Raw genomic sequence first — 26,552 nt, 5'->3', positions numbered from 1 at the left:
CCGCGGCGTCAGGTGCAACCTTTAAACAAGTCCCCAAAGGGTCACCACATTCAAAACGTTTTTGACTTTCCCTCTTCTCTCCCCCTCTTCTACATCACAAAAACGCACTTTTCAACGGAATTTCAAAGTGTTAAAAAAATTAACACTCCTTGACCATTCTCCACATCCCACCGTTTTCACACAAGAAAAGGCATGAATCGAGCGGCAAAATCCCGGCGATTGTTTCATTTCGATACAAAGTTTTTTGCTTGCGGCGCGAATTACGGAGGGGTGCAGATTAGAAAGGGGGCTACACGGCGCGGGAGGGTCCGGCGCGGGACGCAAAAAAGCCAGGCTTTATTGGCCTGGCTTGTGCGCTCTGAATGGAGCGGGAAACGGGATTCGAACCCGCGACTTCAACCTTGGCAAGGTTGCACTCTACCACTGAGTTATTCCCGCTTGGTGAGTTTTGTTTTCTACCAAAATCAGGCCCGCGTGTCAACCATTTTTGTTCATTTTTTTTCAACGGCCCGCTCTTTATCCCTATTCAGCCTGCGGGCGTGCCGACCACCGCCCGGTAAACCTGGGTCAGGAGGGTTCCCCTGGCCTGCCAGGAGTGCTCGCCGACCGCCCTGGCCCGCACCCGCTCCCCCTGCCCCTGCAACCCTTCCCGGTCCGCCAGGAGCGCCGCGATGCGCTCCGCGAAGTCCGCGGCGTCGCCCAGGCGGGCGTAGCTGCCCGTTGCTCCCAGGATCTCCCGGTTGACTGGGGTATCGAAGACCACCACCGGCAGGGCGCAGGCCATGTAGTTGAACAGCTTGCCGTTGGCCTCGGTCAGGGACAGCTTGGGCGACACGGCCAGATCGGCCGCAGAAAGGAAGAGCGGCGCGTCGCTATAATCCACCTTGCCGGTGAAGGTGATCAGGTCGCCGATCCCCCGCGCCTCGGCCTCAGCCCGGTAGCGTTCATGGGGAAAACCCATGATCAGGAAGCGGGCATGCACGCCCCGCGCCTTCAGGAGCCCTATGGCGTCCAGCAGCAGGTCCGTGCCCTGGTAGGCGTTCATAAGGCCCAGGTAGGCCACCACCGGCACATGCGGGTCGATTCCCAGCCGCGTCCGCGCCTCGTTCCGGTCGCGGGGGCAAAACCGGTCCGTATCCACGCCGTCCATGACCGGGACCATGCGTTCGGGCGGCACCCCCCAGGCGTCCCGGAGGTCGCTGTACCCGGCGCCGGAACTGGTGACGATCCGGTCGGCGCGGTCGTTGATGAACCGCTCCACCCGCCGGAAGATGCGGGCCACGCGGGAGTCGGCCTTGAAGAAGCCGTGGTCGATGCATTCGCCGGACAGGCTCCCCTGGTAATCGAAGACCAGGGGGGCGCGGGTCGCGAGCTTGAGCAGCCAGCCGATGCCCGCCCCTTCGTGGAGGTGGGCGTGGATGATCTGGGGACGGAAGCTCAGGCTGAGTGACGCAGCCTTGGCCAACAGCAACAGGTCCAGGTAGAGCTTGTGCCAGGAGGGGCCGGCTTCCAGCCGGTTGTACCACGGTATGCGGGGGATGCGCGTCACCGGGATGCCGGGCAGGTCCCGGCCGATGTGGTAGGTGACGATGCGCACGTCGTGCCCCAGGCTGCGCAGGGCCCGGGCCTCCTCGTAGATGCGCACATGGCAGCCCCGGTCCGCGAAATAGGGGGTGGGCGCCACCATGAGGATTCTCAGCCCCGTATCAGCCAAGGTTTACCCTGTCCCGGATGACGTAGATCGGCTTGCCCTGGGATTCGTAGTAGGTCCGGGCGTTCAACTCGCCCAGAAGGCCCAGGACGATGAACTGGACCCCCATGAACAGCAGGAAGGCCGTGAGGATCAGGAGCGGGTTGCGGTTCATGCTCATGTGCTCGAAGAACTTCATGTAGAGCGTGGTCATGCCGGACAGGAAGCCGGCCAGCAGGGTGTAGATGCCCCACTTGCCGAACAGCTGGATCGGCTTGGTGGAATAGGCCAGCAGGAACTTGACCGTCATCAGGTCCAGCACGACCCGCAGGGTGCGGGAGATGCCGTACTTGCTCTTGCCGTAGAGGCGCGGACGGTGGTTCACCGGCAACTCGGCGACCTTGGCCCCCACCTGGGAGGCCAGGGCCGGCACGAAGCGGTGCATCTCGCCGTAGAGGTTGATGCCGTCCAGCACCTCGCGGCGGTAGGCCTTGAGGGTGCAGCCGTAATCGTGCAGGTGCACGCCGGTCAGGGTGGAGATGAGCGAGTTGGCCAGAAGCGAGGGGATCTTGCGGGTAATGAAGGTGTCCTTGCGGGCCTTGCGCCACCCGGAGACCACGTCGTAGCCTTCGTGGAGCTTGTCCAGCAGGCGGGGGATATCGGCCGGGTCGTTCTGCAGGTCGCCGTCCATGGGGACGATGACGTCGCCCTTGGCCGCGTCGAATCCGGCGGACATGGCGGCGGTCTGGCCGAAATTGCGGCGGAAGCGCAGGAGCTTCACCCGCTGGTCCTGGTCGGCAATCTCCTTCAGCAGCCTGAACGAGGCGTCGCTCGAACCGTCATCCACAAAGATGGTTTCGTAGTCCAGGGAGGTCCCGGCCAGGGCGTCGCGAATACTCGCGTAGAGCGCCGCCACGTTCTCCTCCTCGTTGTAGATCGGCACGACAATACTCAGTTCCACACTCACCCCGTCCTCCTTGCATCGCTTTGCTCTTTAACTCAGGTTGTTCAAAAATAGTCAGATCGTCGCAACCGCAGAAAGCCCTGCGGAGGCGTAGCAGCGCTACGCCGCACAAAAGGGCTTTCGAGGACGGCGGCGAGATGGCTGTTTTTCAACAACCTCTTCAACCACCAGTGCCGGGAGGGTCGGCCAATCCCTTCACCTGCCGCAGGTTCACTTCGCCGCCCGGTGTGCGCCGTCTGCCGGACAGGGCGCCCAGGAGCCCCCACCAGAGGCCCGCGCCGTAGGCCAGGTGGATGATGGGATAGATGAGCGCCAGCCGGGGGAACATGCCCGGCGCGCGCGCCTTTGCCGCCTCCACGGCGGCACAGAGGAGCACCAGCGCTCCGTAGCCGGCCAGGGGCAGCCACGCCAAGGAACGCACCAGCAACGGCACGGCCAGGACATAGACGAGGAACAGGGCCGGCAACAGGCTGGCAGGCTGGATGCGCCTGCTGATGAGCGTCTGCTCGGCGCGACCCCGGCCGTAGTTCAGGAACTGGCGGCAGAGCAGGCGCCACGTGGGCCGCTGGCTGCGAAAAACCGCCAGGGACGGGTCATGGATCAAGCCCGCCCCGTCATGGCGCATCCGGTCCAGGAGTTCGTTTTCCTCGTTGGGATAGAGCCGCTCGTCCAGGCCGCCGCAGGCCAGAAACCGCTCCCGGCGGAAGCTCAGGTTGCACAGGATCAGCTCGCTGTCGTCGGTCCGGCGCGCCACGCCCTGGGCACGGTAGCGGTTGCGCATCCCGCCGCCCCCCAGAGGCGAGGCCAGGGCCGCCCCGATGCTGCGTTGCAGGATCGAGTCGGTCGCCGGGGTGAGCGAAGGGCCGCCCACGGCCGCCACCTGCGGGTCCCGGTAGTGGCCGGCGACGACCTTCAAAAAGCCGGGCGAGGTCAGGGAATCGTCGTCCAGGAAGTAGACGATCTCGCCTTGGGCCTGGGCCACCGCCCTATTCCTCTGGCTGCTCGGGCTGTAGCCCTCGGCGACGATGACCTCATACCGGTCGCGCGGGTAATCCGCCGCCGCCAGCCGCTGGACGGCCGTCACGCTGAACCCCGGTTTGACCGGAATGATGATGGAAATGATTGGTTGGTCCATAAAAAAACCGGGAATTGAATTCCCGGTTCATATAATCATACTCGGTCGGCAAAATCACCTAAAATGTTGTTGAAACAACACCATGGGTTTTATACCGATTTCAAATCAAGGATGAAATCAAGGCGGCGAGGACTGAGGCGACGGAGGCGTACAGCTAGTACGCTGAGGAGCCGAAGACGAGCCAACGAAGATAGCGCCTTGATTTGGAATCGGTATTACATCTTGGAGCTGCCGTAGCTGTGCAACCCGGACAAAAACAGATTGACCCCCAGGTAGCAGAAGATGGTGGCCGCGAAGCCGATGATGGAAAGCCAGGCGGCGCGCTTGCCGACCCATCCCCTGGTGAAGCGGGCGTGGAGGAAGGCTGCGTAGATGAACCAGACGATCAGGGACCAGGTTTCCTTGGGGTCCCAGCTCCAGTAGGTGCCCCAGGCGTAGTTGGCCCAGGCCGCGCCGGTGATGATCCCCAGGGTCAGGAGCGGAAAGCCGATCATGATGGCCCGGTAGTTCAGATCGTCCAGGACCCGGATCGGCGGGAACATGCTCATCAGGCCGCCGGCGGCGCCGCCCCCGCCCTCTTCGCTCCTGGCCTTGACCAGGTACATGATGGAGATGCCGCAGGCCACGGCAAAGGCCGCATAGCCCAAGAAGCAGGTGATGACGTGGTACAGGAGCCAGTTGCTCTGGAGGGCCGGCACCAGCGGCTCGATGCCGCTCTGCATGCCGAGCTGGGCCCAGGACATGCCCAGGAAGGCGAAGGGGACCACGAAGGCGCCGACGATGCGGTATTTGTACTTCAGCTCGATGAACATGTAGATGAGGATGATGGTCCAGGAGAAGAAGACCACCGACTCGTACAGGTTGGAGAGCGGCGCGTGGCCGTAGCCTATGTCGTAGGATTCCTTCCAGCGCAGGGCGATGGCCAGGGTCTGGGCGGCGAAACCGGCATAGGCCAGGAGGCTGCCGGTCAGGCCGACGGCCTTGTTCCTGGTGGCGAGGAATGCGAAGAAGACAACCATGGACGCCATATAGGCGATGGTCGTCGCGTTGAAGAGCATTGAACTTGTCATAAACGAGGTACCTCCGCTAGATTTTCAGGTTTTTCAACTTGTCGGACAGCTCTTCGAATTGCATCTGGAATGCAGCCTGGTTCTTGCTGGCGTTGCCGTACATCCGGGCATAGCCTTTGGAAACGACGATCCAGACCCGTTTGTGGGACATGAAGAAGGCGATGAACAGGCCGCACACCATCAGGGCGCAGCCCAGCCACACCACCCAGACGCCGGGGTCCTTGGCGACCTGGAGGCCGGTGTACATCTTGGCGTTGGAGCCTTCGTACACGAACTGCAGCGCGTCGCCCCGCTGGGCGTTGGCGTCGGGATAGTTCTTGAACACGATGAAGGTCTGGGCCGTCTTACCCTTGGGGGTAACCTCCACCCTGGCGGCAGGCCCGGAGAAATTGGGCATGAACTGGCTGATGTCCCCGGTCGTCTCCAGCAGCTTGAAGGTGGTGCCGTCCTTCAGGGTGGTCGTCTGCCCCTCGCGCAGGGTGAACTGGCCGACGGGAGCGCCCGAGGCGGATTGCACCGTAAAGGAGTGGTCGCTGCTCTCGCTGGCCTGGCCGTAGCTCGACTGGTAGAAGGTGAAGCCCTTGTAGGTGAGCGGTTCGTTCACCACGACGCGGACATTGGTCAACCCTTTGACCGGCTGGCCGTTTTCCAGGACCGTCAGGATGCTCTTGAACTCCTTGGGCGCGCCGGAATCGTAGAAAGAGACATTGAACTTTTCGCACCGGACTTCAAAGCCCAGGGGGATATCCGCGCCGTTGTGGGCCTGGATGCTCGAAACGCTGGTGCCTTCGACGATGGCGGCAAACCCCTTATATCCGAACAGCGATCCGAGGATGGCGCCGATGAAGATGATCAGGATGCTCAGGTGGACGACATACACCCCCAGGCGGCACCAGGCGCTCTTCTGGGCAAAAAGGTGGTATTCCCCGTCCTGCTCGGTGACGACCGGAGCGGCAAACTCCTTGGCGAGAAACTCGACCAGCGCCTCGCGCCCCTTGTCGAGCGACGCCGAAAAACCGAGTTCCTGCTTCAGGGAAAAACCTTTGCGCAGGCTCTCGCCCAGCACCAGGGTCGGTTCACTGATGAACTTGAACACGTGCGGCAGCCGCTTGATGGAGCAGCACACCAGGTTGAGGCTGAATACGTACAGCAGGAGGATGAACCACCAACTGTGGTACATATCGAAGAAACCGAGCTTGGAATAGATCTGGAACTTCATGGGGCTGATTTCCGCCACGTATTCCGGCGGCAGCTTCCCCTGGGGAAGGATGGTGCCGATGATGGAGGTAAGCGCCAGGGAGATCAGGAGAAAGATGGTGAGCTTGAGTGAACAGAAAAAATCCCAAAGTGACTGAACGAAACTGCGGTCGGTGGTTGCCAATTGTCTCTCCCGGTCATGGTGTCGGCCGCCTGACGCTCAGGCGACAGGCTAAGTTTTATAACTTTAGCTCAAGAGCGATAAAAAATGTACTCTTTTTTTTCGGAACTATTCCGGTTTACGTTCTCCCGCCACAAAAAAAGAGGGACAACAGCAGACTTGTGTCATCCCTCTCAATAGGTACGCCGAAACAACGGATTACGAACGTGCTACTTGTGGCACTCTTTGCAGCTCGTGGGGCCTTTTTTGCCCTCGGCGTGGCAGCCTTTGCAGTTCTTGTGAGCCCATTCCTTGCCGAAGCCGGCGATCTTGCCGGGGCCTTTTTCATGGCACTTCTTACAGTTGCCGACGGCGGCGATGTGGGCCTTGTGGGGGAACTTCACCCCTTTTTTCATCTCGATGACTTCAGGAGCGGCAAAGGCGGTGCCGGCAAACGCGACCAGGGCAAACAGCGCAACAACAACGTTTTTCATGTAACTCCTCCTGCGAAAATTTTATAAAAACTGGAAGAAATTACTACACGGGAAAAAAGGATGTCAAGGGAAAAGCCCGGTTTGCGCCGTTTACGCTTCCCGTCCCGCCGCCTGCAAGGCTGCGTCCTTGCGCTCCACCTCGTCTTCCATCTCCCGGCGGTAGTCCCTGAGCGCCCCGGCAAGCCGTTCATCGCCAAGGGCCAGGATCTGAACGACGAACAGCCCGGCGTTCTTGGCCCCGGCCTTGCCGATGGCCATGGTCGCCACCGGAATCCCGCCCGGCATCTGCACCGTGGAGTAAAGGGCGTCGACGCCGTTCAGCGCCCCGCCCGGCATGGGAACGCCGATCACCGGCAGGGTGGTCTTGGCAGCCACGACCCCGGCCAGATGGGCCGCCATCCCGGCTCCGGCGATGATCGCCCGGATACCCCGGCCGGCCGCTTCCGAGGCCAGGGTCATGGCCTTGGCCGGAGAACGGTGGGCGGACGCAATATGCATTTCATAGGGGATGTCGAATTTCCGAAGCACCCCGCAGGCCTCCTGCATGACCGGCAGGTCGGAATCGCTCCCCATCATGAGCAGGACCTTTGGTGAAACTGTCATTCTATTCCTCCGAAATTGGATAGTGGTTTGTGGTTGTGGGAATTATGGGAATTATGGGAAATGGGACTTATGGGACCTATAGGACTCATGGGAAACCCCTATAGGACCTATGGGGCTTATAACTCCTATAAGTCCTATAATTCCTATAAGTCCCATTTCCCATAATTCCCATAATTCCCATATACCTCACCCCCGGTTCAGGGCCTTCTTACCGATGTCGCTGCGGTACTGCACCCCCGGCCAGGTGATCCGCCCTACCCCCTGGTAGGCCCGTTCGATGGCCTGCTGCACCGTCGCCCCCAGGGCGGTGACCCCCAGGACCCGGCCGCCGCTGGTGACGCACGCGCCGTCTTTGGCCGCGGTGCCGGCGTGGAAGACGAAGACGTCCTCCAGCTCGGCCGCCTGGTCCAGACCGCTGATGACATCCCCTTTGCGGTAGTCGCCCGGATAGCCCTCGCTGGCCATGACCACGCAGACCGCCGCCTTGTCGTGCCATTCGATGGTGCGTCCCGCCAGATCCCCTTCGGCCACGGCCATGAGGACCGGCACGATGTCTGACTTCATGCGCATCAGGAGCGGCTGGCACTCCGGGTCCCCGAAGCGGGCGTTGAACTCCAGGGTCTTGACCTGGCCGTCCTTCACCATCAGCCCCGCGTACAGCACGCCGCGATAGGGGCGTCCCTCGGCCGCCATGCCGTCCACGGTCCGGCGGAGCACCTCGGCCATGGCCGTGTCGTGCACCGCCCGGGTCACCACCGGCGCCGGGGAATAGGCGCCCATGCCCCCGGTATTGGGGCCCTGATCGCCGTCGAAGATGGCCTTGTGGTCCTGGGCGCTGGCCAGGGGGATGATGTTCGTGCCGTCGGTGATCGCCAGGAAGGAGGCCTCCTCCCCGGTGAGGAATTCCTCGATGACCACCCGGGAGCCGGCGCTGCCGAAGGCGTTGCCGCTCAGCATATCCCTCACGGCCTCCACCGCTTCGTCACGGGTCCGGGCGATGATGACGCCCTTGCCGGCGGCCAGGCCGTCGGCCTTGACCACGATCGGCACCCCGGTTTTATCGATGAACGCCTCGGCCTCGCCCGCGTCGGTAAAGACGCCGTAGGCGGCGGTGGGGACGCCGTATTTTTGCATCAGATCCTTGGAAAACGCCTTGCTGGCCTCGATGATGGCCGCGTCCTTCCGGGGGCCGAACACCTTGAGCCCATGTTCCTCGAACAGGTCCACGATCCCCAGGGAAAGCGGCTGCTCCGGTCCCACCACCGTGAGGCCGATCCCCTCGCCGTGGGCGAAGGCGAGCAGCTTGTCCAGCTCGTCCACCCGGATGGGGAGATTCTCGGCCAACTCGCCGATCCCCGGATTGCCGGGGGCGCAGAACACCTTCGTTACCAGCGGCGACTGGGCGATCTTCCATACCAGGGCATGTTCACGGCCTCCGCCGCCGATTACCAAAACTTTCATAGGGTTGTACCTCTATCGGGAAAATTTGCTTGGGTTTGAATGGGACTTATAGGACTAATGGGACGTCCAATAAGTCTTATAAGTCCCATTTGTCCCATAAGTCCCATGAGATTTTTTTAATGCCTGAAGTGCCGCATCCCGGTGAACACCATGGCGATCCCGTGCTCGTTGGCCGCTTTTATGACCTCCTCGTCCCGCACGCTCCCGCCCGGCTGGATGACGGCCGTCACCCCGGCTTCCGCGGCGGCGTCGACCCCGTCCCGGAACGGGAAGAAGGCGTCGGACGCCAGCACCGTACCCTGGGTCGCCAGAAGCGCCTTCTGCACGGCGATCTTGGAGGAATCGACCCGGGACATCTGCCCGGCCCCGATCCCCACGGTCTGGTCCCGGTTGGTGAAGACGATGGCGTTGGACTTGACGTGCTTGCAGACCCGCCAGGCGAAATCCAGGGCCTCATATTCCGAGGCGGTCGGGGTGCGTTCGGTCACCACGCGGCAGTCGGCCGCCCGCACCATCCCCAGGTCGCGCCCCTGGACCAGCAGGCCGCCCACCACCTTCTTGAGGTCGTACCCCCCGGCCACATACTCCTCCAGCAGCGGCACCTGCATCAGCCGCACGTTCTTCTTGGCGGTGAAGATCTCCAGGGCCTCGTCGCTGTAACCGGGGGCGATGACCGCCTCCAGGAAGGTGGAGGCCAGCTCCCGGGCCGTTGCGGCATCCACCTGGCGGTTGAAGCCGACGATGCCCCCGAAGGCCGAAACCGGGTCGCATTCCCGCGCCTTGAGATAGGCGCTGAGCGGCGTATCGGCCAGGGCCACGCCGCAGGGATTGGTGTGTTTGATGATGACCGCCGCGCTCTGCTCGAACTCCTTGACCGTCTCGATGGCGGCGTCCAGGTCGATGATATTGTTGAAGGAAAGTTCCTTGCCCTGCAACTGCACCGCATTGGAGACGCACGGCTCCGCAATGTCCTTCTCCACGTAAAAGGCGGCCGTTTGCTGGGGGTTCTCGCCGTAGCGCAGATCCTGGGCCTTCTTGACCTGGATGGTGAAGGTGGCCGGGTATTGCTGGGGCTCCTCGCCGAGACGCGCCCCCAGGTAATTGGAGATGGCGCCGTCATAGGCGGCGGTGTGCTGGAATACCTTGACCGCCAGGCCGTAGTTGGTGGCCGGGGAGACGGCCCCCATGGCGGCCTTCATCTCCTCCAGGACCAGGGCGTAATCGGCACAGTCCACGATCACGGTCACGTCCGGGTAGTTCTTGGCGGCGGAACGGAGCATGGTGGGGCCGCCGATGTCGATATTCTCGATGGCGTCCTCCAGCAGGCACCCCGGCTTGGCCACGGTGGCCTCGAAGGGGTACAGGTTGACCACCACCATGTCGATGTTCTCGATGCCGTGTTCCTTCATCTTGGCCACATGGGCCGGGTTGCCGCGCATGCCGAGCAGGCCGCCGTGCACCTTGGGGTGCAGGGTCTTGACCCGGCCGTCCAGCATCTCGGGGAACCCGGTGAATTCGGACACGTCCTTGACGGTCAGGCCAGCTTCGCGCAACAGCTTGGCCGTGCCGCCGGTGGAGAGGATCTCCACCCCGTAATCGGCCAGTTGCCGGGAAAATTCGATGATGCCGGTCTTGTCGGAAACGCTGATGAGCGCCCTGGTAATCTTAGCCATTGGTGACGACTCCTTTTTTATCTTATGGGGTTTATGGGGTTTATGAGACTAATGGGACTTATGGGACTAATGGGAATTATAGGACTAATGGGACTTATGGGACTTATGAGTCCTATAGATCCCATGAAGTCCTATAGCTCCTATAAGTCCTATAATTCCCATAACCCCCAGTTCCCATAATCCCCAGCCCCCCTGCCCCGCAACAAAATCTACCCGGGGAAATCGATATGCCTCATGAACATGGACTCGAACAGCGGCGTGCCCGAGAGCGGCACCACCCGGAATCGTTTGCCGAGCCGTTCCACGGAGGCAAAGCCGTCGTTCTCCGCCAGGGCCCGCTCGACGCCGGCCAGCGCGCCTTCGGGGGTAAATCTGGAGATATGTACCATGCCTTCATCGAAAATTCCAATGGTTTTAAGCCATATGGGGCGCAAAACCGCCCCGAAGGAGCCGGTCAGGAGCACATCCCGCAGGCCGGGAAAAGCGATGCCGGAGCGTTCGGCCAAGACCTCCATGCCGGCCCGGATGGCCCCCTTGGCCAACTGGATCTGGCGGATGTCCCGTTGGGTGAGGAGCAGGAGCCGCCGGGCGTCCCGGTGGATGACGAAGGCACGCTCCCCGTCCTGTTCGACCACCCGCTGCCCCAGGTTCGAGGGGATCTCGTCGGCGCTGCGCAGCCGCCCCCCCGCTTCCAGGACACCATGGCCCAGCAGTTCCGTGACCAGCTCGATGGCCGCCGAACCGCAGATGCCCACCGGCTCGCGGCCGGCGATCGTCGCGATCTTCACCCGCTCTCCCTCGATGCGGATGGAGTTGACGGCCCCCGGCAGGGCGGCCATGCCGCAGGAGAGGTTGCCCCCCTCGAAGGCCGGCCCGGCCGCGGCCGAGGTGGCCCAGATGGTGTCGCCCGAGGTCAGGGCCATCTCGCCGTTGGTGCCCATGTCCAGGCAGAGGGTCGCCTCGCCCGGCGCCGCGCCGTAGAGGAAGGCGACCGTATCGCCCCCCACGAACCCGCCCGGCATGGGGAAGAGGTACACCTGGGCCGCGCCGTCCCAGCCCAGTTCTGCCGCCGTCACCGGTTTGCCGCCGGTGAACAGGGGACGATAGGGGGGAAAGGCCAAAGACTTCACCGGCAAACCCAACAGCAGATGTTGCATGGCCGGGTTTCCGGCGATGGCGGCCTGTTTCACCCCGCCCCAGGGGACGCCGCTCTCCGCGCACAGTTCATGGGCCAGACGCAGCAGTTCGGTGCGGATCAGGGCCGCCATCTCCTGTTGCGCCTCTTCCGAGTGCACCGCCGCGTCCAGGCGCGACACCACGTCGGCCCCGAACCGGCGCTGGGGGTTCATGCTGCCGGTCATGGCCAGCCGCTTCCCGGTGGCGCGGTCGATCAGGGAAGCGGCCAGGGTGGTGGTGCCCAGGTCCATGGCGAGTGCGTAATCGGGCATCAGACGATCTCGATGGGACGGGATTGCCGGGGGAGCACGAGGCCGACCTGCCGGGTAAAGATGCCGCGCCCAGGGGCTTCGGCCAGGAAACGCTCCGCATCGCCGGGCGCGAGCGAGATCAGGAGCCCGCCGGAGGTTTGGGGATCGAAGAGCGGCAGAAGGTCCTCGTCGGTGGCGTTGCGGCCGCTCACCAGGGGGGCGTAGTGGTCCCGGTTGCGGTAACAGCCGGCCGGCACCATGCCGTCGGCGACCAGCCCGGTCACCCCGGACATGAGGGGAATGGCGTCGAGCCGCAGGCGGATGCTCGCCCCGGCGCCCTGGGCCATCTCGCTGCAATGGCCGATCAGGCCGAAGCCGGTCACGTCGGTGGCGGCGGAGGCGTTGCACTCCCGCATCAGCTCCGCGCCCGCGCGGTTGGAGGTGGTCATCCAGGCGGAGGCGTCGGCCGCCGCCCCCTCCGGGGCCATCTCCCCCTTGATGGCGGTGGAGATGATGCCGGTGCCCAGGGGCTTGGTCAGGAGCAGCACATCCCCCGGCCGGACGGTGGAGTTGCGGATGATCCGGCCGGGATCGATCAGGCCGGTCACGGAGAGCCCGTACTTCAACTCGTCGTCCTCCACCGTATGGCCGCCCACCAGACAGACCCCGGCCTCTTTCAGCACGCTGTTGCCCCCGGCCAGGATCTCCCGCAGGATTTCACCCGGCAGGGAACAGGCGGGAAAAAACACCAGGTTCATGGCGGTCACGGGGCGGGCGCCCATGGCGTAGACATCGGAAATCGCGTTGGTGGCGGCGACGCGGCCGAAGGTGAAGGGATCGTCCACGGGAGGGGTGATGATATCGGCCGTCTCCACCAGGGCGCACTCCGGCCCGATCCTGTAGACCCCGGCGTCGTCGGAGGTCTCGGGACCTACAAGAAGGTTTTCGTCGCGGTAATCCCAAAGCCCGTCCAGGGCTTTCGCCAGGCCCGCAGGACCCAGTTTCGCGGCTCAACCGGCGGCTTTTACCAACTGCGTCAGTTTGATCATGGCGTTCCTTTGCTTGGGTGGTGGGGGGTTGGGGATTTTATGGGACTTATGGGATTTTATGGGACTTATGGGATTTTATGGGACTTATGGGATTTTATGGGACTTATGGGATTTTATGGGACTTATGGGATTTTATGGGACTTATGGGACTTATGGGATCAATGGGAATGGGACTAATGGGAATTTATAGGACCTATGGGACACCTATAATTCCTATTAGTCCTATAATTCCTATTAGTCCTATAATTCCTATTAGTCCTATAATTCCTATTAGTCCTATAACTCCTATTAGTCCTATAACTCCTATTAGTCCTATAACTCCTATTAGTCCTATAACTCCTATAACTCCTATAAGTCCTATAATCCCTATAAGTCCTATTAAACCCCTCCCCCCCTCACTTCAAATAAACCCTGGGCACCCGTTTGCTGATGCCGCAGAAGATCTCGTAGGGAATGGTGCCGGCCAGGGCCGCCAACTCCTCGGCGTGGATGCAGTTCCCCGCCCCGTCGTCCCCTATCAGGACCACTTCGTCCCCCACCGCCACGCCGGGGATGTTGGTCACGTCCAGCATGATCCAGTCCATGCAGACCGTGCCGGCCACCCGCGCCCGCTGCCCCCGGATCAGCACCTCGCCCCGGTTGGTGAGGGCGCGGGGGTAGCCGTCGGCGTAGCCCACCGGCACGCTGGCGATCAGGGTCCGTCCGGGGGCGGTGAAGCGGCGGGCATAGCTGATGGTCGTGCCCGGCTCCACCCATTTCAGCATGGCGATGCGGCTTTTGAGGCGCATGACCGGCCTCAGGTCCAGTTTCCCCTGAAAATCGGGCGACGGGATGGCGCCGTAGAGCACGATGCCGGGACGGGCCAGATTGCAGCCGGCGTTATCCCGAAGCAGGGCGGCGGCGCTGTTGGCGATGTGGATATACCGCGGGGAAAACCCGGCCTTGCGGGCCTCGGCGACCACCCAACCGAACCGCTCCGCCTGGGTGCGGGTAAAGTGCTGGCCCGACTCGTCCAACTCGTCGGCGCTGGCAAAGTGGGAAACGATCCCCTCCAGGGCGAGGTGGGGCAACTTTTTCAGTTCGCTCAAAAACGCCGGGGCCTCGGCATAGGTAATCCCCAGACGCCCCATGCCGGTGTCGATCTTGAGGTGGACCTGGGCCTTGCGGAAGAGTTTTCCGGCGGCCTGGTTGAGGGCCTGGGCCTGCTCCAGGGTAAAGAGGGCGGTGGAGATGTTGTAGCCGATGCATTTGCGTTCCTGGCCGGGATAGACCCCGCCCAGGAGCAGGATCGGCTTGTCGATGCCGCTCTTGCGCAGTTGGATCCCCTCGGCCAGGAAGGCGACCCCGAAGGCGTTCACCCCCAGGGCCTCCAGCTCATGGCTGATATCCATGAAGCCGTGACCGTAGGCGTCGGCCTTGACCACCGCCAGGATCTCGGTCCGGCGGGGGATGGCGGCGCGGATGACCTCAAAATTATGGCGCAGGGCGTCAAGATTGATCTCGGCGAATGTGGGGCGGCTGTCGTACACGACCGTGGTGCTCCTTTTCCGGGTACTCTGTCGTCAGATGATGAAAGAAAGGGTCCGCCACGGTTATTACCATGTCCGCCGCCGACTGTAAAGGGGTGGGTGCCGACAGGACGGAGGAGGGAAACACCCCTCATGGTTAACATGATTGACAGAATCGGTTAAATCCAGTACCGTAGACAGAATTACAAGGCCCTGGGGGAGTTCGCAAGAACTGAGATGATTCCTTTGGAATCAGACCCTTTGAACCTGATCCGGTTAATCCCGGCGTAGGAAAGCGGCTTGCACGACTGTTCATCTTCTATGAACCCGGCCGCCTGTATCATGACAGCGCGGCCTTTTTTATCGCGAGGGAAACCATGGGCGAGTGCAGCAGACAGTTTCGTCTGGTCATCAACAATACGGCGCAGGCATTCCCGCCGATAGCGGGCGTTTACCTGATCACCGACCAGGGGGACAACCTGGTGGAACGGGTGCGGACCGCCCTCGTGGGCGGCGTGTCGGCGCTCCAGTACCGCGCCAAGGACAAAAGCCGCGAGACGCTCCTGGAAGAAGGGCGCGCGCTGAAACAGCTCTGCAAGCGCGCCGGGGTGGTCTTCATCGTCAACGACGACATCCACCTGGCCAGGGAACTGGATGCGGACGGCGTCCACCTGGGACAGGACGACGGCGGCATTGCCCAGGCGCGGGAGATACTCGGGTCCGGCAGGATCGTCGGCAAATCGACCCACGATCTGGACGAGGCCTTTCAGGCCGAGCGGGAGGGGGCCGATTACATCGGTTTCGGCGCCATGTACCCGACCGACAGCAAGGTCGTCTCCCACATGCCGGGCACCGGCGGCCTCGCCGCCATCCGCGACCGGATCAAGCTCCCGGTGGTGGCCATCGGCGGCATCACCACCAGCAACGCCTGCCGGGTGATCGACGCAGGCGCCGACGCCGTGGCGGTGATCTCGTCGGTCCTGTCCAGCCACCGCCCGGATATCGCGGTCGCCGAATTGAAACTGCTCTTCAACCGCACCTGCCCCTATCCGCGCGGCTCGGTCCTGACCGTGGCCGGCAGCGACTCGGGAGGCGGGGCGGGCATCCAGGCCGACATCAAGACCATCACCCTCCTGGGGAGCTATGCCGCCAGCGCCCTGACCGCCCTGACCGCCCAGAACACCCGGGGGGTCTCGTCCATCCACGGCCTCCCCCCCTCCTTTGTGGTGGACCAGATCGCCACCGTGCTGGCCGACATCCCGGTGGACGTCATCAAGACCGGCATGCTGCACACCGCCGCCATCGTCTCGGCCCTGGCCGAACTGCTGACGGAGCGCACCGTCTACATCCCGCTGGTCATCGACCCGGTCATGGTCTCCAAGGGGGGCACGACCCTGCTGGACCGGGACTCGATCCGGGTGGTCCTCGACCAATTGCTGCCCCATGCCTACCTGCTGACCCCCAACATCCCCGAGGCCGAACGCCTTTTGGGGAGAGCGATCCGCTCCGAGGCGGACATGGAGCAGGCCGCCCGCGATCTGCACGCCCTGGGCCCGGCCAACGTGTTGCTCAAGGGGGGGCACCTCACCGGCCGGCAATCCATCGACATCCTCTTCGACGGCTACGAATGCCGGGAGTATGCGGCGGAGCGGGCTTTCACCAGCAATACCCACGGCACCGGCTGCACCTACGCCTCGGCCATCGCCGCGTTCCTCGCCCAGGGAGAACCGCTCAGATGCGCCGTGGAAAAGGCCAAGGAATACATCACCGACGCCATCCGCCTGTCACACCCCCTGGGCAAGGGCCATAGCCCGGTTAACCATTTTGCCGCCGCGCAGCACGGCGACCGGCAACCCTGACCACTAATCTTTCGTACGGAGCACGCAATGACCCAACTGGAATACGCCCGCCGAGGCCTCATTACCGAACAGATGCAGATCGCAGCCGCAGCGGAAGGGGTCGCGCCCGAATTCATCCGCGAGGGACTGGCCGCCGGCACCATCGTCATCTGCCACAACATCAAGCACGCCAACGGCATCCCCCTGCCGGTGGGGACCGGCCTGCGCACCAAGATCAACGCCAACATCGGTTCATCCTCCGACGACACCGACATGCAGAAGGAGCTGGAAAAGGCCCGCATTGCCGTAAAATACGGCGCCGACGCCATCATGGACCTGTCCACCGGCGGACCGGTGGACGAGATCAGGCGCGCCGTGGTGGCGGAGACCAACGCCTGCATCGGCAGCGTGCCGCTCTACCAGGCCGCCCTGGATGCCGTGCGGGTCAAGAAAAAGGCCATTGTGGACATGACGGTGGACGACATCTTCGCCGGCATCGTCAAGCATGCCGAGGACGGCGTGGACTTCATCACCGTGCACTGCGGCGTGACCCGCGCCACGGTGGACCGGATGAAGAACGAGGGGCGCATCATGGACGTGGTCTCCCGCGGGGGGGCCTTCACCATCGAGTGGATGAGCTACAACCGCCAGGAGAACCCGCTCTTCGAGCACTTCGACAAGCTTCTGGAGATCACCAAGGAATACGACATGACCCTGTCCCTGGGCGACGGCTTCCGCCCCGGCTGCCTGGCCGACGCCACCGACCGGGCCCAGATCCAGGAACTGATCATCCTGGGGGAATTGACCCAGCGCGCCCAGGACGCCGGGGTACAGGTCATGATCGAAGGTCCGGGGCACGTGCCCCTGAACCAGATCCAGGCCAACATCCAGTTGCAGAAGCGGCTGTGCCACGGCGCGCCCTTCTACGTCCTGGGACCCCTGGTCACCGATATCGCGCCGGGATACGACCACATCACCTGCGCCATCGGCGGCGCCATCGCTGCGGCCGCGGGAGCCGACTTCCTCTGCTACGTCACCCCCAGCGAGCACCTGCGCCTGCCGGACGTGCAGGACGTGCGCGACGGCGTGATCGCCTCCCGCATCGCCGCCCATGCGGCCGACATCGCCAAGGGCGTCAAGGGGGCCATGGACAAGGACATCCGGATGGCCACGTGCCGGAAGAAACTGGACTGGGAAGGGCAATTCGCCCTGGCGCTGGACGAGGACAAGGCGCGGGAGTTCCGCGCCAACTCGCCGGTCGCCGACCACGGGGCCTGCACCATGTGCGGCGAGTTCTGCGCCTACAAGGTCATGGACGACGCCATGAAACGCTGACGGCCCGGCAGCCGTGCCCACCCAACCGCCAATTATCGCTTGACAAAACGGCTGCCTCGCTTAAAATTAATTTTCACATACATAGAGTTATCTTGACCTTCTGATAAGCGATACTACTAAACCGCCAGCGATGGCGGGACGGATAGCCTAAGGGTCTCACCGAGACAGCCGGGTGCCGAAAGATCAGATCTTTTGCACCCGTTTGTTTATTTTACAGCGGACAAAAAGGGTCAAAGCCGGTTCCGTCCGTTCTTCCCCAGGGGAAACGGCACGAACGGGCTGCTGAAAATCGTCGCGGGCCGCAGACCGGCCTCGCAGCGGATTTTCGGCAGCCTGCTGACGGAGGTGCTTGATGGCGTTTTCCCTGAATAAATCCCTGACCCACCTGGAGATCAAAGAACCCGATCTTTCCGAGATCTATCGTTCCTCCAACAGCGCCGTTCCCCCCGAAGAGCACTGCCAGGGCCACCCGTGCGAGGCGTTTGTCTGCGCCGCCCGCGAGGAGGACCGGTTTTGCGTGTATATCGCCTTCTTCGACACCACCACCCAACGCTCCATCATCCTTTCCACCGCCTGCGACGCCCGCAAGCCCGCCGACCAGAAGCGCCTCGTCGGCGAGGCCCTGAAGCTCACGAAGTCCATGGGTTTCGACATGGAACCGGTCAAACTCGATTACAGCGCGGCCATGCGCCAGGTCATCATACGCGGCATCAGCGTCATGCGCCCCCCTTCCCATCGTCACGGCAAACAGCACGCCAAGGCCGCTGCGCCCCCTGCGGAGCCCCCCCGGCCGGCCGCTCAGGCAGAGCCCGCTCCCGCCGCACCCAAGGCTTCGCCATCCGAGACCCCCTCGCCCGAGGTGGACGGCCTCGCCGCCCAGGTAGCCGACCTCAAAAAGGCCCTGGCGGATATGGAGCAGGCCAAGGCAGAGGCCGAACAGGCCGCTCAGGCGGCAGCCGCGGCGGAAACCGCTGCCCTTGCCGCCCAGGTGGCCGACCTCAAAAAGACCCTGGCCGACAGGGAGCAGGCCGAGGCAGAGGCCGAACAGGCCGCCCAGGCAGCAGCCGCGGCGGAAATCGCCGCCCTCGCCGCCCAGGTGGACGACCTTAAAAAGGCCCTGGCCGACAGGGAGCAGGCCGAGGCAGAGGCCGAAAAGACCGCCCAGGCAGCAGCCGCGGCGGAAATCGCCGCCCTCGCCGCCCAGGTGGACGACCTTAAAAAGGCCCTGGCGGACATGGAGCTGGCCAAGGCCGAAACCGAGAGGACGGCAGAACAGGCCGTCATGGCCGTCAAGCTGGAGTTGGAGAAAACCGTCGCCGCCCACCGGGACCGGGAGGCGGCGCTCCGGGAAGAGGCCGCCGGGCGGCGGGAGGAACCCCCGGAGACGACGGCCGATGCCGGTCTGCACGCCGAGCTGGCGGACACGACGAAGAGGCTGGGAGACCTGGAGGAGGCCCTTGACCGGGAAGCGGCGCAACGCCGGGAGGCCGAGGCGAAAGCGGAGGAACTGGATCACCGCCTGGAGCGGTCCGAGGAGGAGGCGGCGGAACTGCGCCGCGAACTGGAGCGGCTCCAGCACGATACGGCGGCGGAACGCCTGAACGCCGAACAGCAGCTTTCGAAAGAGATCGCCGGGCGGTCCGCGGAAGAGCTGGCCGCGACGGAGCGGGAACAGTCGCTGCGCGATGAGCTTGCCGCCGCACGCCACGAGAACGGCGCCGTGCAGGACACCCTGAAAAACGTCCTGAAGGAACAGCAGGTGCTCGCTAACGAGCGCGAGGCGCTCAGGGCCGAACTGGCGGTCCTCAGGGAGAGCGCGGGATTATCGTGGCAGCAGGAGCGGGAAGGCTTCGAGCAGGAACGGGAAGGGCTGCACGACAGCGTGAGACGGCTTGAGAGCGAGCTGTCTGAGACGCAGCAACGCTTCGAGGCGCTGCTGGCCGAAAAGGAGCTGGAAGTGAAGGAAGCGCGCGCCGGGCTTGAGTCCCTTTCGGCCAGGCAGGAGCAGCTTCTGGGAGAGAAGAAACTGTGGGACACCCTCGCCGGGAACTTCAAGAAGAAGGCCCAGAAGGCGGTGGAACGCCTCAAGCGCGAAAAGCAGGCCCTGGAGGAAAAGCTGAAGGAGGCGGAACAGGCCCCTCCCCCCGCACCGTCCCCGTACCCCCGGTCTGCCGCCGAGGTGCCCGCCGTGGTGGAGCGTCACGTGGAATCGCCCTTTGCCGCGCTGGGCCTGACGGATGGGGGCTCCGGCTTTGCCGGGTTCGGCAGCTTCGGCGCTTCGGCGCCGGGCAGCGGGCTGGCCTTTCGTCATGCCCCGGACATGGCGGTCATCTCCTACCATTCGCCCGACGATATCGTCGAGCTCTACGGCTCGGCCAACGTGGTCCAGGCCGCGCCGGAAGGGAGGCGGTCCCAGCTTTGCGGCGCCTATGTCTGCGTGGTGGAACAGGGAGGGAAAACGGCCATCCACCTGGCCTGGCACCTGATCGACAGCGGCGAGGTCCTCATCTGCCTGCCGGAGCGGCAGCCGGAGGGGGCGGCGAACTACGCCCGCGCCCTCCAGGACGCCATCTTCTATTTCGAAAGCGTCGGCTTCATGATGGACCGCTTCGAGCTGTCGCGCAATTCGCACCGCCAGCTCAAGGCCCTGGAAAAGATCGGCATCTGCAGGTTGGATGAACCGGCGGCGGCAGGTGACGGGACCGGGGGGAAAGCCTCCGGGGACGGCGGCGCTATGCCTGCTGCCGCGTAACGTAGGCGCTGCTGCGCTGCTCGGCAAAGGTGAGGTGGGCGTTCATCGCCTCGCGGGCCCCCTCGGCGTCTCTGGCCTTGATGGCCTGGAAGATGCGGCGGTGATGGTTGAAGAGCAGGTGATGGTCCTCGCTGGTCAGGTAGACCGCCCGCCAGACGGTCTGCTGAAACTCCTTCATGGCGTCGAACAGGCTCTGCATGAGGTGCAGCCAGACAATATTGTGGGTGGCGCGGGCGATCACGATGTGCAGGTTGGCGTCCAGGTCCTCCGAAGGCTTCAGGCCGTCCAGGTTGCGCTCCATGCCGCCGATGATCTCCTCCATGCGCCGGATGTCCTCGGGCAGCGCCCGCTCGGCCGCATAAAACGCGGTCCAGGACTCCATCCCCTTGCGCACCTCGATCACATCCAGCGCCCGCTCCTGCTCCGACCGGATCAGCTCGGAAAGCGGGTTCCCTCCGGAGGTCTCCACCAGCGACAGGACCACCGTCCCCCCACCCTGATAGGACATGACCAGCCCCGACGACGAGAGGATATTGAGCGCCTCGCGCACCGACGGGCGGGAAACGCCGAACATCTCGGCCAGTTCGCGTTCCGGGGGCAATTTGTCGCCGGGCGAGAATTCCCCCGACAGGATCGAGGAGCGGATCTGCTCGGCGATCTGGGCCGACACCTTCTTGGGCTTTATGGGCTGGAATTTCATGGGGTTCCGATCATGCCACAATCTATTCAAAATCTGCCACAGAGACACGGAGACACAGAGGTTCACAGAGAAAACCGGAAGAAAATTGATTTTTGTTTTGACGTTCTCCGTGTCTCTGTGTCTCTGTGGCAGGTGTAAAGATTTACAGTTACAAAAGGGGAACCGTATACGGCACCCCTTCTATCTACTACAGATCACACAGGTTTGCAACCTTGTCGGTTCATGCTTCGCCATCCAGGCTGCGCGCCAGGATCTCCGTCACGTGCGCGATCTTCACCTGGGGCAACTGCTCCGCCAGTCCCTTCTTCAGTTGCAGCAGGCAGCCGGGATTCCCGGTCACCAGCAGCTGTGCGCCGGTCGCCCGGATGGTGTCGATCTTGCGGGTCAGGATGCGGTCGGCCATCTCCGGCTTGGCGATATTGTAGGTGCCGGCGCTGCCGCAGCAGGCGTCGGCCGCTTCCAGCTCGCGGTATTCCAGCCCCGGAATCAGCCGGAGCAGGTCCCGCGGTTCCCGGCGGATGCCCTGGCAGTGGGCGATGTGGCACGGGTCATGGTAGGTGACCGTCTCCGGGAGCGGCTTGAGTTTGGCGCGCAGCTCTTCGGCGTGCAGCGCCAGGACCTGGGAGATGTCCCGCACCTTGGCGCTGAAGGCCGCCGCCTCCGGGTCCCCTTTCAGGTGATGGCCGTAGTGCTTCAATTCGGCCCCGCAGCCGCCGCAGTCGGTGACGATGAAATCCGCCTCGATCCCGCCGAAGACGGCCACGTTGGCGCGGACCGCCTCCTTCAGGCCCTCCATATCGCCGGAGAGCATGTTGGGCGCGCCGCAGCAGACCTGGTTGCGGGGGGTGACGACCCGGTAGCCGAGCTCGGACAGCAGCCGCACGGTGGCCCGGCTCGCCTCGCTGAAGATCAGGCTCATGACGCACCCCAGGAAGAAGGCCACGGTCCCCCGCTCTTCCCCACGGGCCGGCGTGACCTCGTCGATGGCCTGGCGCAGCGGCCGGGCCGGCAGATCCGGGAGCAGCCCTTCCATGCGTCCCAGGGTCTCCGGGAACAGCTTCAGGACCCCCAGCTTGCGCACCAGTTTTTGCAGGCCGGTGCGCTGGTAGAGGCGCATGGGGACCATGGACGCCTCCAGGCGGTCGGGATGGGGGACCAGCCGGCGCAGGATCAGGTCTTCCATGAAGGAGAGCCCCTCCCCTCCCTTGCGCTCGCAGGTGAACTCCGCCACCAGTTCGCCGGCATTCACCCCGCAGGGGCAGGCCGAGGCGCACGCCTGGCAGTCCAGGCAGAGGGAGAGGTATTCCAGAAGGCGCTCGGACTGGTCCAGCTCCCCTTCCTGAAGCTTGCGGATCAGCGCCACCCGCCCACGGGGCGAGGCGGTCTCCAGGAAGGTTTCCTTATAGGTCGGGCAGGCGGGGAGGCACATGCCGCAGCGCATGCAGTTGATCAGCTTTACGTAGTCCATTAATTTACCTCTATGGGGACGGTTGCGGATTTCCGGAACCTGGCGGCGTTGGCCGGCGGAGGCCTCTCGTGCGGCGTAGCGCTGCTACGCCTCCGCGGGCCTCCTTGTCCGCCTTGCCAGAACCCGGAACTCCACAACCGGCAGGTCAAGCGTAAAAAGACAAAATCCACGCATAAGTATCAGAACATTGGTTGCCTATCGGGCGAGAAGTTTGTGCGAGGTCAAGGCGCCCGAGGAAACCGGCGGAGGCGTAGCAGCGCTACGCCGCACAACGAGTTTCCGAAGGGCAACGCAGAGATCGCGCAAAATCCTCGCCCGTACTACGTCAGAATACCTTACCAGGATTCAAGATTCCTTTGGGATCGAAGGCGTTTTTGATCCCCCGCATGACGCGAATCCCCGATTCCCCCACCAGCCGCGGCAGATACCGCTTCTTGGCCAGCCCCACCCCGTGTTCGCCGGTGATGGTGCCCCCCATGGCGATGGCGGCGTCGAAGATCTCGTCGAAGGCGGCGTGGGCCCGGGCGATCTCGTCCTGGTCCCGCTCGTCGGTCAGGCAGGTGGGGTGCAGGTTGCCGTCCCCGGCGTGGCCGAAGGTGCCGATGGTGACGTTGTACTTGCGGGCCGCCTCCTGGATCACCGTGAGCATGGGCGCGACGCAGCTGCGCGGCACGGTGGCATCCTCCAGGATGGTGGTCGGCTTGACCCGGGCCAGGGCCGACAGGGCGGTGCGCCGCGCCGTGGCCAGCTTGAGCGCCTCCTCCGCATCCCTGGCGGTCTGGAAGAAGGAACAGCGGTGGCGCTTGCAGATCGCCTCCACGGCCGCGGCCTCCTCGGCCACCACGGCGGGGTGGCCGTCCACCTCGATCAGCAGGACCGCCTCCACGTCCAGGGGCAGCCCCACGTGGGCGTAATCCTCCACGCATTTGATGGTTACCTTGTCCAGGAACTCCAGGGTGGCCGGGATGACCTTGGCGGCGATGATGGCCGACACCGCCAGGGCCGCCTGGTGCAGCTCGGGAAAATGGGCCAGCATGGTGGTCTTGGTCCGGGGCTTGGGGATCAGCTTGACCGTGATGGAGGTGAAGAACCCCAGGGTCCCCTCGGAGGAGACCAGGAGCGGGTTCAGGCTGTAGCCGGCCACGTCCTTGACGACCTTGCCGCCGGTGCGCAACACCTCTCCGTCCGCCAGGACCGTGGTGAGACCCATGACGTAATCCGCCGTCACCCCGTACTTGAGGCCGCGCAGCCCGCCCGAGTTCTCGGCCACGTTGCCCCCCATGGTGGAGATGTTCATGCTCCCCGGATCGGGCGGATAGAACAGGCCGCGCCCCTCCACCTCGCGGTGCAGGGCGCTGGTGATCACCCCCGGTTCCACCGTGGCGGTCAGGTTTTCCTCATCCACCTCCACGATAGCGTTCATGCGGCTGGTCTGCACCACCACCCCGCCGGCCGACAGGGAGCCGCCCGACAGGTTGGTGCCCGAGCCGCGGGGCGTCACGCAGACCCCGGCCTCGTGGCAGAGGCGCATGATCCGGGCCACCTCTTCGGTAGTGCCGGGCAACAGGACCACCCCCGGCCTGCTCTCCAGTTCGGGCGTGGAATCGTAGCCGTACACCGCCAGGGATTCCCGGTCGGTCAGGGCGTACCGGTCGCCGACGATCGTTTGCAGTTCTTTGATGAAGGATTGTTGCATGGTAACCTCTTTGGAATTATGGGAATTGGAACCGATGGGACTTATGGGAATTATGGGAATTATGGGACTGCATGGGACTTATAGGACTCATGGGACTTATAGGTCCCATAGGTCCTATTGCTTTCCCATAAGTCCCATTGGTCCCATAAGTCCCATTGGTCCCATAAGTCCCATAAAAACCCAACCCCCTTAATCACCACCCAAACCCCTTAACCACCCCGCACCCCCCTTAACTCAACCCCAGCCTCAAGGTATCATCCAGGTAAAAACATACGCCTGGAGATAGACGATGATCCCCATGATGGTCGTCAGGAACAGGGCATGTTTCAGGGTGAAGCGGAACAGGTTCCCCTCTTCCCCCACCAGGCCCGTTGCGGCGCAGGCGACGGCAATGGACTGGGGAGAGATCATCTTGCCCATGACCCCGCCGCTGGTGTTCGCCGCGCCGGTGAGCAGCGGATTCAACCCGAGCTGTTCGGCGGTTACCTTCTGCATGCCGCCGAACAGGACGTTGCTGGAGGTGTCGGAGCCGGTCAGGAAGACCCCCAGCATGCCGAGGAACGGGGCCAGGAACGGAAAGAAGTGACCGGCCGTGGTAAAGGCCAGGCCCATGCTCGTGGTCATGCCCGAGGCGTTCATGACAAAGGCGAGACCGACGACCGAGCCGACGGTAACGGCCGGGAAACGCATGTCGTACAGGGTCTTCCCCAGGACCTGGAAGAACTCGGCGATGCCCACCCCGCAGATGATGGCGGAGAGCAGGGCGGCAATCAGGATCGAGGTGCCGGCCGCGGACAGGAAGTTAAAATTGAATTTGGCGGCGATCCGTGCGGGCAACTGGTCCGCAAGGGCCTTGTCCAGAGGCTTGAACTGATCCTTTGTCACGACCTTCGCCGTCACCAGTTCCTTGACCAGCTTCTGGACATCCTTTTGTTTCTTGGCAAGCGCGTCGAAGGCGGCGGTTCTTTCCGGGGTGAGCACGGCGCCCTGCCCCGCCATCCCCTGCTCTATGGGGACGATTTTGTCTTCCAAACCCTTGAGGTCGGCCAGGGCCGAGGCCACGGCGGCCTGCTTCGGATCGGCGGCCGACAGAAGCGGAAGTTGCTTGCCGATCTCGTCGGTTACGGCCGCCGCTTTCCTTATCCCGTCCTCGGGCTTGGACACCTTTTTCACGATGGCGTTATCCAGGCCGTCCACGGGGATCAGGATCGCGCTTTTGTTGAGGGCCGGCTTGATGGAGGGAATGCCCCAGATAAGGACCATGACCGTGAGGGCAAGGTAGGGAGCCCAGGCGCGCGCGACCTGCGCCCCGGTATAGCTGTGGCTTTCCTTTCCCGCGAACTCGGGTTCGTGGTCGAAGGTCCAGGTCTCTTTCGGATGCCAGAACTTGAGCAGGATGACCATGGCGACGATGGACGAGAGGGAGGCGATGATGTCGGGAAGATAGGGTCCCAGATAGCTCGCGCATCCCCACTGGGCCACGGCGAAGGTCAGTCCGCACACGATGACCGCCGGCAGCACTTCCATGGTCTTCTTCCAGCCGACCATGATAATGATAACATAGAATGGGATAAAAGCCGACACCAGCGGCAGTTGATGGGCGATCATCTTGGAGAGCTTCATGCCGTCGTCGGTGTAGCCCATGACGCCGGCCAGGGCCACGACGGGGATACCGATGGCGCCGAAGGCGACCGGCGCGGTGTTTGCGATCAGGCAGACGCTCGCCGCGTAGAAGGGGCGGAAGCCCAAACCGACCAGCGTGGCGCCGGCAATGGCGACCGGGGTTCCGAAACCGGCGGCCCCTTCGATGAAGGCGCCGAAGCAAAAGGCGATGAGGAGCGCCTGAAGGCGCCGGTCACCGGTGAGGCCGGCAAGGGATGCCCGGATGATCTCGAACTGCCCCCCCTTGACGGTTATGTTGTAGAGCAGGATGGTGGTCACGACGATGTAGAACACCGGGAACAGTCCGAAGCCGACCCCCTGAAGCGTGGCCAGTCCGGCCAGCTTGGCCGGCATGCCCCAGACGCCGATGGCGATGGCGATGGCCGAGGCCACGGCCAGGGGACCGGCGATGTGGGCCTTCATCTTCAGGACGGCCAGACAGACGAAGATGATGATAAGGGGGACGGCGGCCATCAGGGCCGACATCCCGAGACTGCCTGCGACCGGGGTGTAGTTTTGAATCCAGGGCATGACAAGATACTCCTTTCCGTACTCGGGTAGTATGCAAACGTCAGTTGAATGCCATTACATGATCCGCCTGTCCTGGATCTTCACGTGTGAGCGGAAAAATAAAATCAGGTTTTGTAAACTTGTATTACCAATTATATTT

19 protein-coding genes, 1 tRNA gene and 2 riboswitches are annotated in these 26,552 nt (G+C 63.4%); of the genes, 3 read left to right on the top strand and 17 right to left on the bottom strand.

Annotated elements, in window-relative coordinates; genetic code table 11:
- Positions 1-363: 363 nt before the first annotated feature.
- The 13 genes from LDN12_RS16850 to alr all read right to left on the bottom strand — a co-directional run bounded on the left by LDN12_RS16850 (position 364) and on the right by alr (position 14,452).
- Positions 364-438 (bottom strand) — tRNA-Gly (locus tag LDN12_RS16850).
- Positions 439-526: 88 nt separating this feature from the next.
- Positions 527-1,714, bottom strand: coding sequence for a glycosyltransferase family 4 protein (locus LDN12_RS16845; protein WP_223923808.1), 1,188 nt, complete (start codon positions 1,712-1,714; stop codon positions 527-529).
- On the bottom strand, positions 1,707-2,651 hold the full coding sequence (locus tag LDN12_RS16840; protein WP_223924098.1) for a glycosyltransferase family 2 protein: 945 nt from the start codon (positions 2,649-2,651) through the stop codon (positions 1,707-1,709). Before LDN12_RS16840 ends, LDN12_RS16845 begins: the two co-directional genes overlap by 8 nt.
- 163 nt (positions 2,652-2,814) lie before the next feature.
- Positions 2,815-3,789: a glycosyltransferase gene (locus tag LDN12_RS16835; protein ID WP_223923807.1), complete on the bottom strand. Its 975-nt coding sequence runs from the start codon at positions 3,787-3,789 to the stop codon at positions 2,815-2,817.
- Between the two features lie 215 nt (positions 3,790-4,004).
- On the bottom strand, positions 4,005-4,859 hold the full coding sequence (gene ccsB, locus LDN12_RS16830) for a c-type cytochrome biogenesis protein CcsB (protein ID WP_223923806.1): 855 nt from the start codon (positions 4,857-4,859) through the stop codon (positions 4,005-4,007).
- Between the two features lie 16 nt (positions 4,860-4,875).
- The gene (locus LDN12_RS16825; protein WP_223923805.1) at positions 4,876-6,240 is read right to left on the bottom strand and encodes a cytochrome c biogenesis protein ResB; all 1,365 of its coding nucleotides are present in this window, start codon (positions 6,238-6,240) and stop codon (positions 4,876-4,878) included.
- A 206-nt stretch (positions 6,241-6,446) separates the two neighbouring features.
- Positions 6,447-6,710 (bottom strand): cytochrome c3 family protein, encoded by a 264-nt coding sequence (locus LDN12_RS16820; RefSeq protein WP_223923804.1) that lies wholly within the window; start codon positions 6,708-6,710, stop codon positions 6,447-6,449.
- 90 nt (positions 6,711-6,800) lie between these two features.
- Complete coding sequence (gene purE / locus LDN12_RS16815) at positions 6,801-7,313, bottom strand: 5-(carboxyamino)imidazole ribonucleotide mutase (protein ID WP_223923803.1); 513 nt, start codon at positions 7,311-7,313, stop codon at positions 6,801-6,803.
- Positions 7,314-7,499: 186 nt separating this feature from the next.
- Positions 7,500-8,774, bottom strand: a complete 1,275-nt coding sequence (gene purD / locus LDN12_RS16810) for a phosphoribosylamine--glycine ligase (RefSeq protein ID WP_223923802.1) — start codon at positions 8,772-8,774, stop codon at positions 7,500-7,502.
- A gap of 116 nt (positions 8,775-8,890) precedes the next feature.
- Positions 8,891-10,447, bottom strand: a complete 1,557-nt coding sequence (gene purH, locus LDN12_RS16805; RefSeq protein WP_223923801.1) for a bifunctional phosphoribosylaminoimidazolecarboxamide formyltransferase/IMP cyclohydrolase — start codon at positions 10,445-10,447, stop codon at positions 8,891-8,893.
- A gap of 209 nt (positions 10,448-10,656) precedes the next feature.
- A complete protein-coding gene (locus LDN12_RS16800; protein ID WP_223923800.1) occupies positions 10,657-11,895 on the bottom strand; it encodes an ASKHA domain-containing protein in 1,239 nt (412 codons plus the stop codon).
- Entirely contained in the window at positions 11,895-12,923 is a 1,029-nt protein-coding gene (gene selD / locus LDN12_RS16795; protein WP_223923799.1) for a selenide, water dikinase SelD, read from the bottom strand. Before selD ends, LDN12_RS16800 begins: the two co-directional genes overlap by 1 nt.
- Positions 12,924-13,318: 395 nt before the next feature.
- The gene (alr, locus tag LDN12_RS16790; RefSeq protein ID WP_223923798.1) at positions 13,319-14,452 is read right to left on the bottom strand and encodes an alanine racemase; all 1,134 of its coding nucleotides are present in this window, start codon (positions 14,450-14,452) and stop codon (positions 13,319-13,321) included.
- A gap of 184 nt (positions 14,453-14,636) precedes the next feature.
- Positions 14,637-14,742: riboswitch (TPP riboswitch) on the top strand.
- A gap of 66 nt (positions 14,743-14,808) precedes the next feature.
- On the opposite strand from alr, the gene thiD reads away from it, so the two are divergent.
- From thiD to LDN12_RS17895, 3 genes are all read left to right on the top strand, one after another.
- Complete coding sequence (gene thiD / locus LDN12_RS16785) at positions 14,809-16,290, top strand: bifunctional hydroxymethylpyrimidine kinase/phosphomethylpyrimidine kinase (protein ID WP_223923797.1); 1,482 nt, start codon at positions 14,809-14,811, stop codon at positions 16,288-16,290.
- A 27-nt stretch (positions 16,291-16,317) separates the two neighbouring features.
- Positions 16,318-17,604: a phosphomethylpyrimidine synthase ThiC gene (gene thiC / locus LDN12_RS16780; protein WP_223923796.1), complete on the top strand. Its 1,287-nt coding sequence runs from the start codon at positions 16,318-16,320 to the stop codon at positions 17,602-17,604.
- A 105-nt stretch (positions 17,605-17,709) separates the two neighbouring features.
- A riboswitch (cyclic di-GMP riboswitch) is annotated at positions 17,710-17,784 on the top strand.
- 172 nt (positions 17,785-17,956) lie between these two features.
- Positions 17,957-20,356: a hypothetical protein gene (locus LDN12_RS17895; protein ID WP_274382226.1), complete on the top strand. Its 2,400-nt coding sequence runs from the start codon at positions 17,957-17,959 to the stop codon at positions 20,354-20,356.
- On the opposite strand, the gene LDN12_RS16770 is transcribed toward LDN12_RS17895, so the two are convergent.
- From LDN12_RS16770 to LDN12_RS16755, 4 genes are all read right to left on the bottom strand, one after another.
- The gene (locus tag LDN12_RS16770; RefSeq protein WP_223923795.1) at positions 20,337-21,056 is read right to left on the bottom strand and encodes a FadR/GntR family transcriptional regulator; all 720 of its coding nucleotides are present in this window, start codon (positions 21,054-21,056) and stop codon (positions 20,337-20,339) included. The two genes, LDN12_RS17895 and LDN12_RS16770, sit on opposite strands and share 20 nt — an antisense overlap.
- 220 nt (positions 21,057-21,276) lie before the next feature.
- A complete protein-coding gene (locus LDN12_RS16765; protein ID WP_223923794.1) occupies positions 21,277-22,524 on the bottom strand; it encodes a (Fe-S)-binding protein in 1,248 nt (415 codons plus the stop codon).
- A gap of 325 nt (positions 22,525-22,849) precedes the next feature.
- On the bottom strand, positions 22,850-24,220 hold the full coding sequence (locus LDN12_RS16760; protein ID WP_223923793.1) for an FAD-binding oxidoreductase: 1,371 nt from the start codon (positions 24,218-24,220) through the stop codon (positions 22,850-22,852).
- A gap of 246 nt (positions 24,221-24,466) precedes the next feature.
- Entirely contained in the window at positions 24,467-26,413 is a 1,947-nt protein-coding gene (locus LDN12_RS16755) for an L-lactate permease (RefSeq protein ID WP_223923792.1), read from the bottom strand.
- Positions 26,414-26,552 lie beyond the last annotated feature (139 nt).

It is taken from the genome of Geobacter sp. AOG2 (assembly GCF_019972295.1).
Taxonomy (GTDB): Bacteria; Desulfobacterota; Desulfuromonadia; order Geobacterales; family Pseudopelobacteraceae; genus Oryzomonas.
The sequence above is the reverse complement of the archived record's forward strand: the minus strand, read 5'-3'. Positions and strand labels throughout refer to the sequence as shown.

Coding starts and splice junctions, on each gene's coding strand:
- purH (WP_223923801.1), bottom strand. CDS start 10,447: ATGGCTAAGATTACCAGGGCGCTCATCAGCGTTTCCGACAAGACCGGC.
- LDN12_RS16770 (WP_223923795.1), bottom strand. CDS start 21,056: ATGAAATTCCAGCCCATAAAGCCCAAGAAGGTGTCGGCCCAGATCGCC.
- LDN12_RS17895 (WP_274382226.1), top strand. CDS start 17,957: ATGGCGTTTTCCCTGAATAAATCCCTGACCCACCTGGAGATCAAAGAA.
- thiC (WP_223923796.1), top strand. CDS start 16,318: ATGACCCAACTGGAATACGCCCGCCGAGGCCTCATTACCGAACAGATG.
- purD (WP_223923802.1), bottom strand. CDS start 8,774: ATGAAAGTTTTGGTAATCGGCGGCGGAGGCCGTGAACATGCCCTGGTA.
- LDN12_RS16755 (WP_223923792.1), bottom strand. CDS start 26,413: ATGCCCTGGATTCAAAACTACACCCCGGTCGCAGGCAGTCTCGGGATG.
- LDN12_RS16820 (WP_223923804.1), bottom strand. CDS start 6,710: ATGAAAAACGTTGTTGTTGCGCTGTTTGCCCTGGTCGCGTTTGCCGGC.
- thiD (WP_223923797.1), top strand. CDS start 14,809: ATGGGCGAGTGCAGCAGACAGTTTCGTCTGGTCATCAACAATACGGCG.
- ccsB (WP_223923806.1), bottom strand. CDS start 4,859: ATGACAAGTTCAATGCTCTTCAACGCGACGACCATCGCCTATATGGCG.
- purE (WP_223923803.1), bottom strand. CDS start 7,313: ATGACAGTTTCACCAAAGGTCCTGCTCATGATGGGGAGCGATTCCGAC.
- LDN12_RS16760 (WP_223923793.1), bottom strand. CDS start 24,220: ATGCAACAATCCTTCATCAAAGAACTGCAAACGATCGTCGGCGACCGG.
- LDN12_RS16800 (WP_223923800.1), bottom strand. CDS start 11,895: ATGCCCGATTACGCACTCGCCATGGACCTGGGCACCACCACCCTGGCC.
- LDN12_RS16835 (WP_223923807.1), bottom strand. CDS start 3,789: ATGGACCAACCAATCATTTCCATCATCATTCCGGTCAAACCGGGGTTC.
- LDN12_RS16765 (WP_223923794.1), bottom strand. CDS start 22,524: ATGGACTACGTAAAGCTGATCAACTGCATGCGCTGCGGCATGTGCCTC.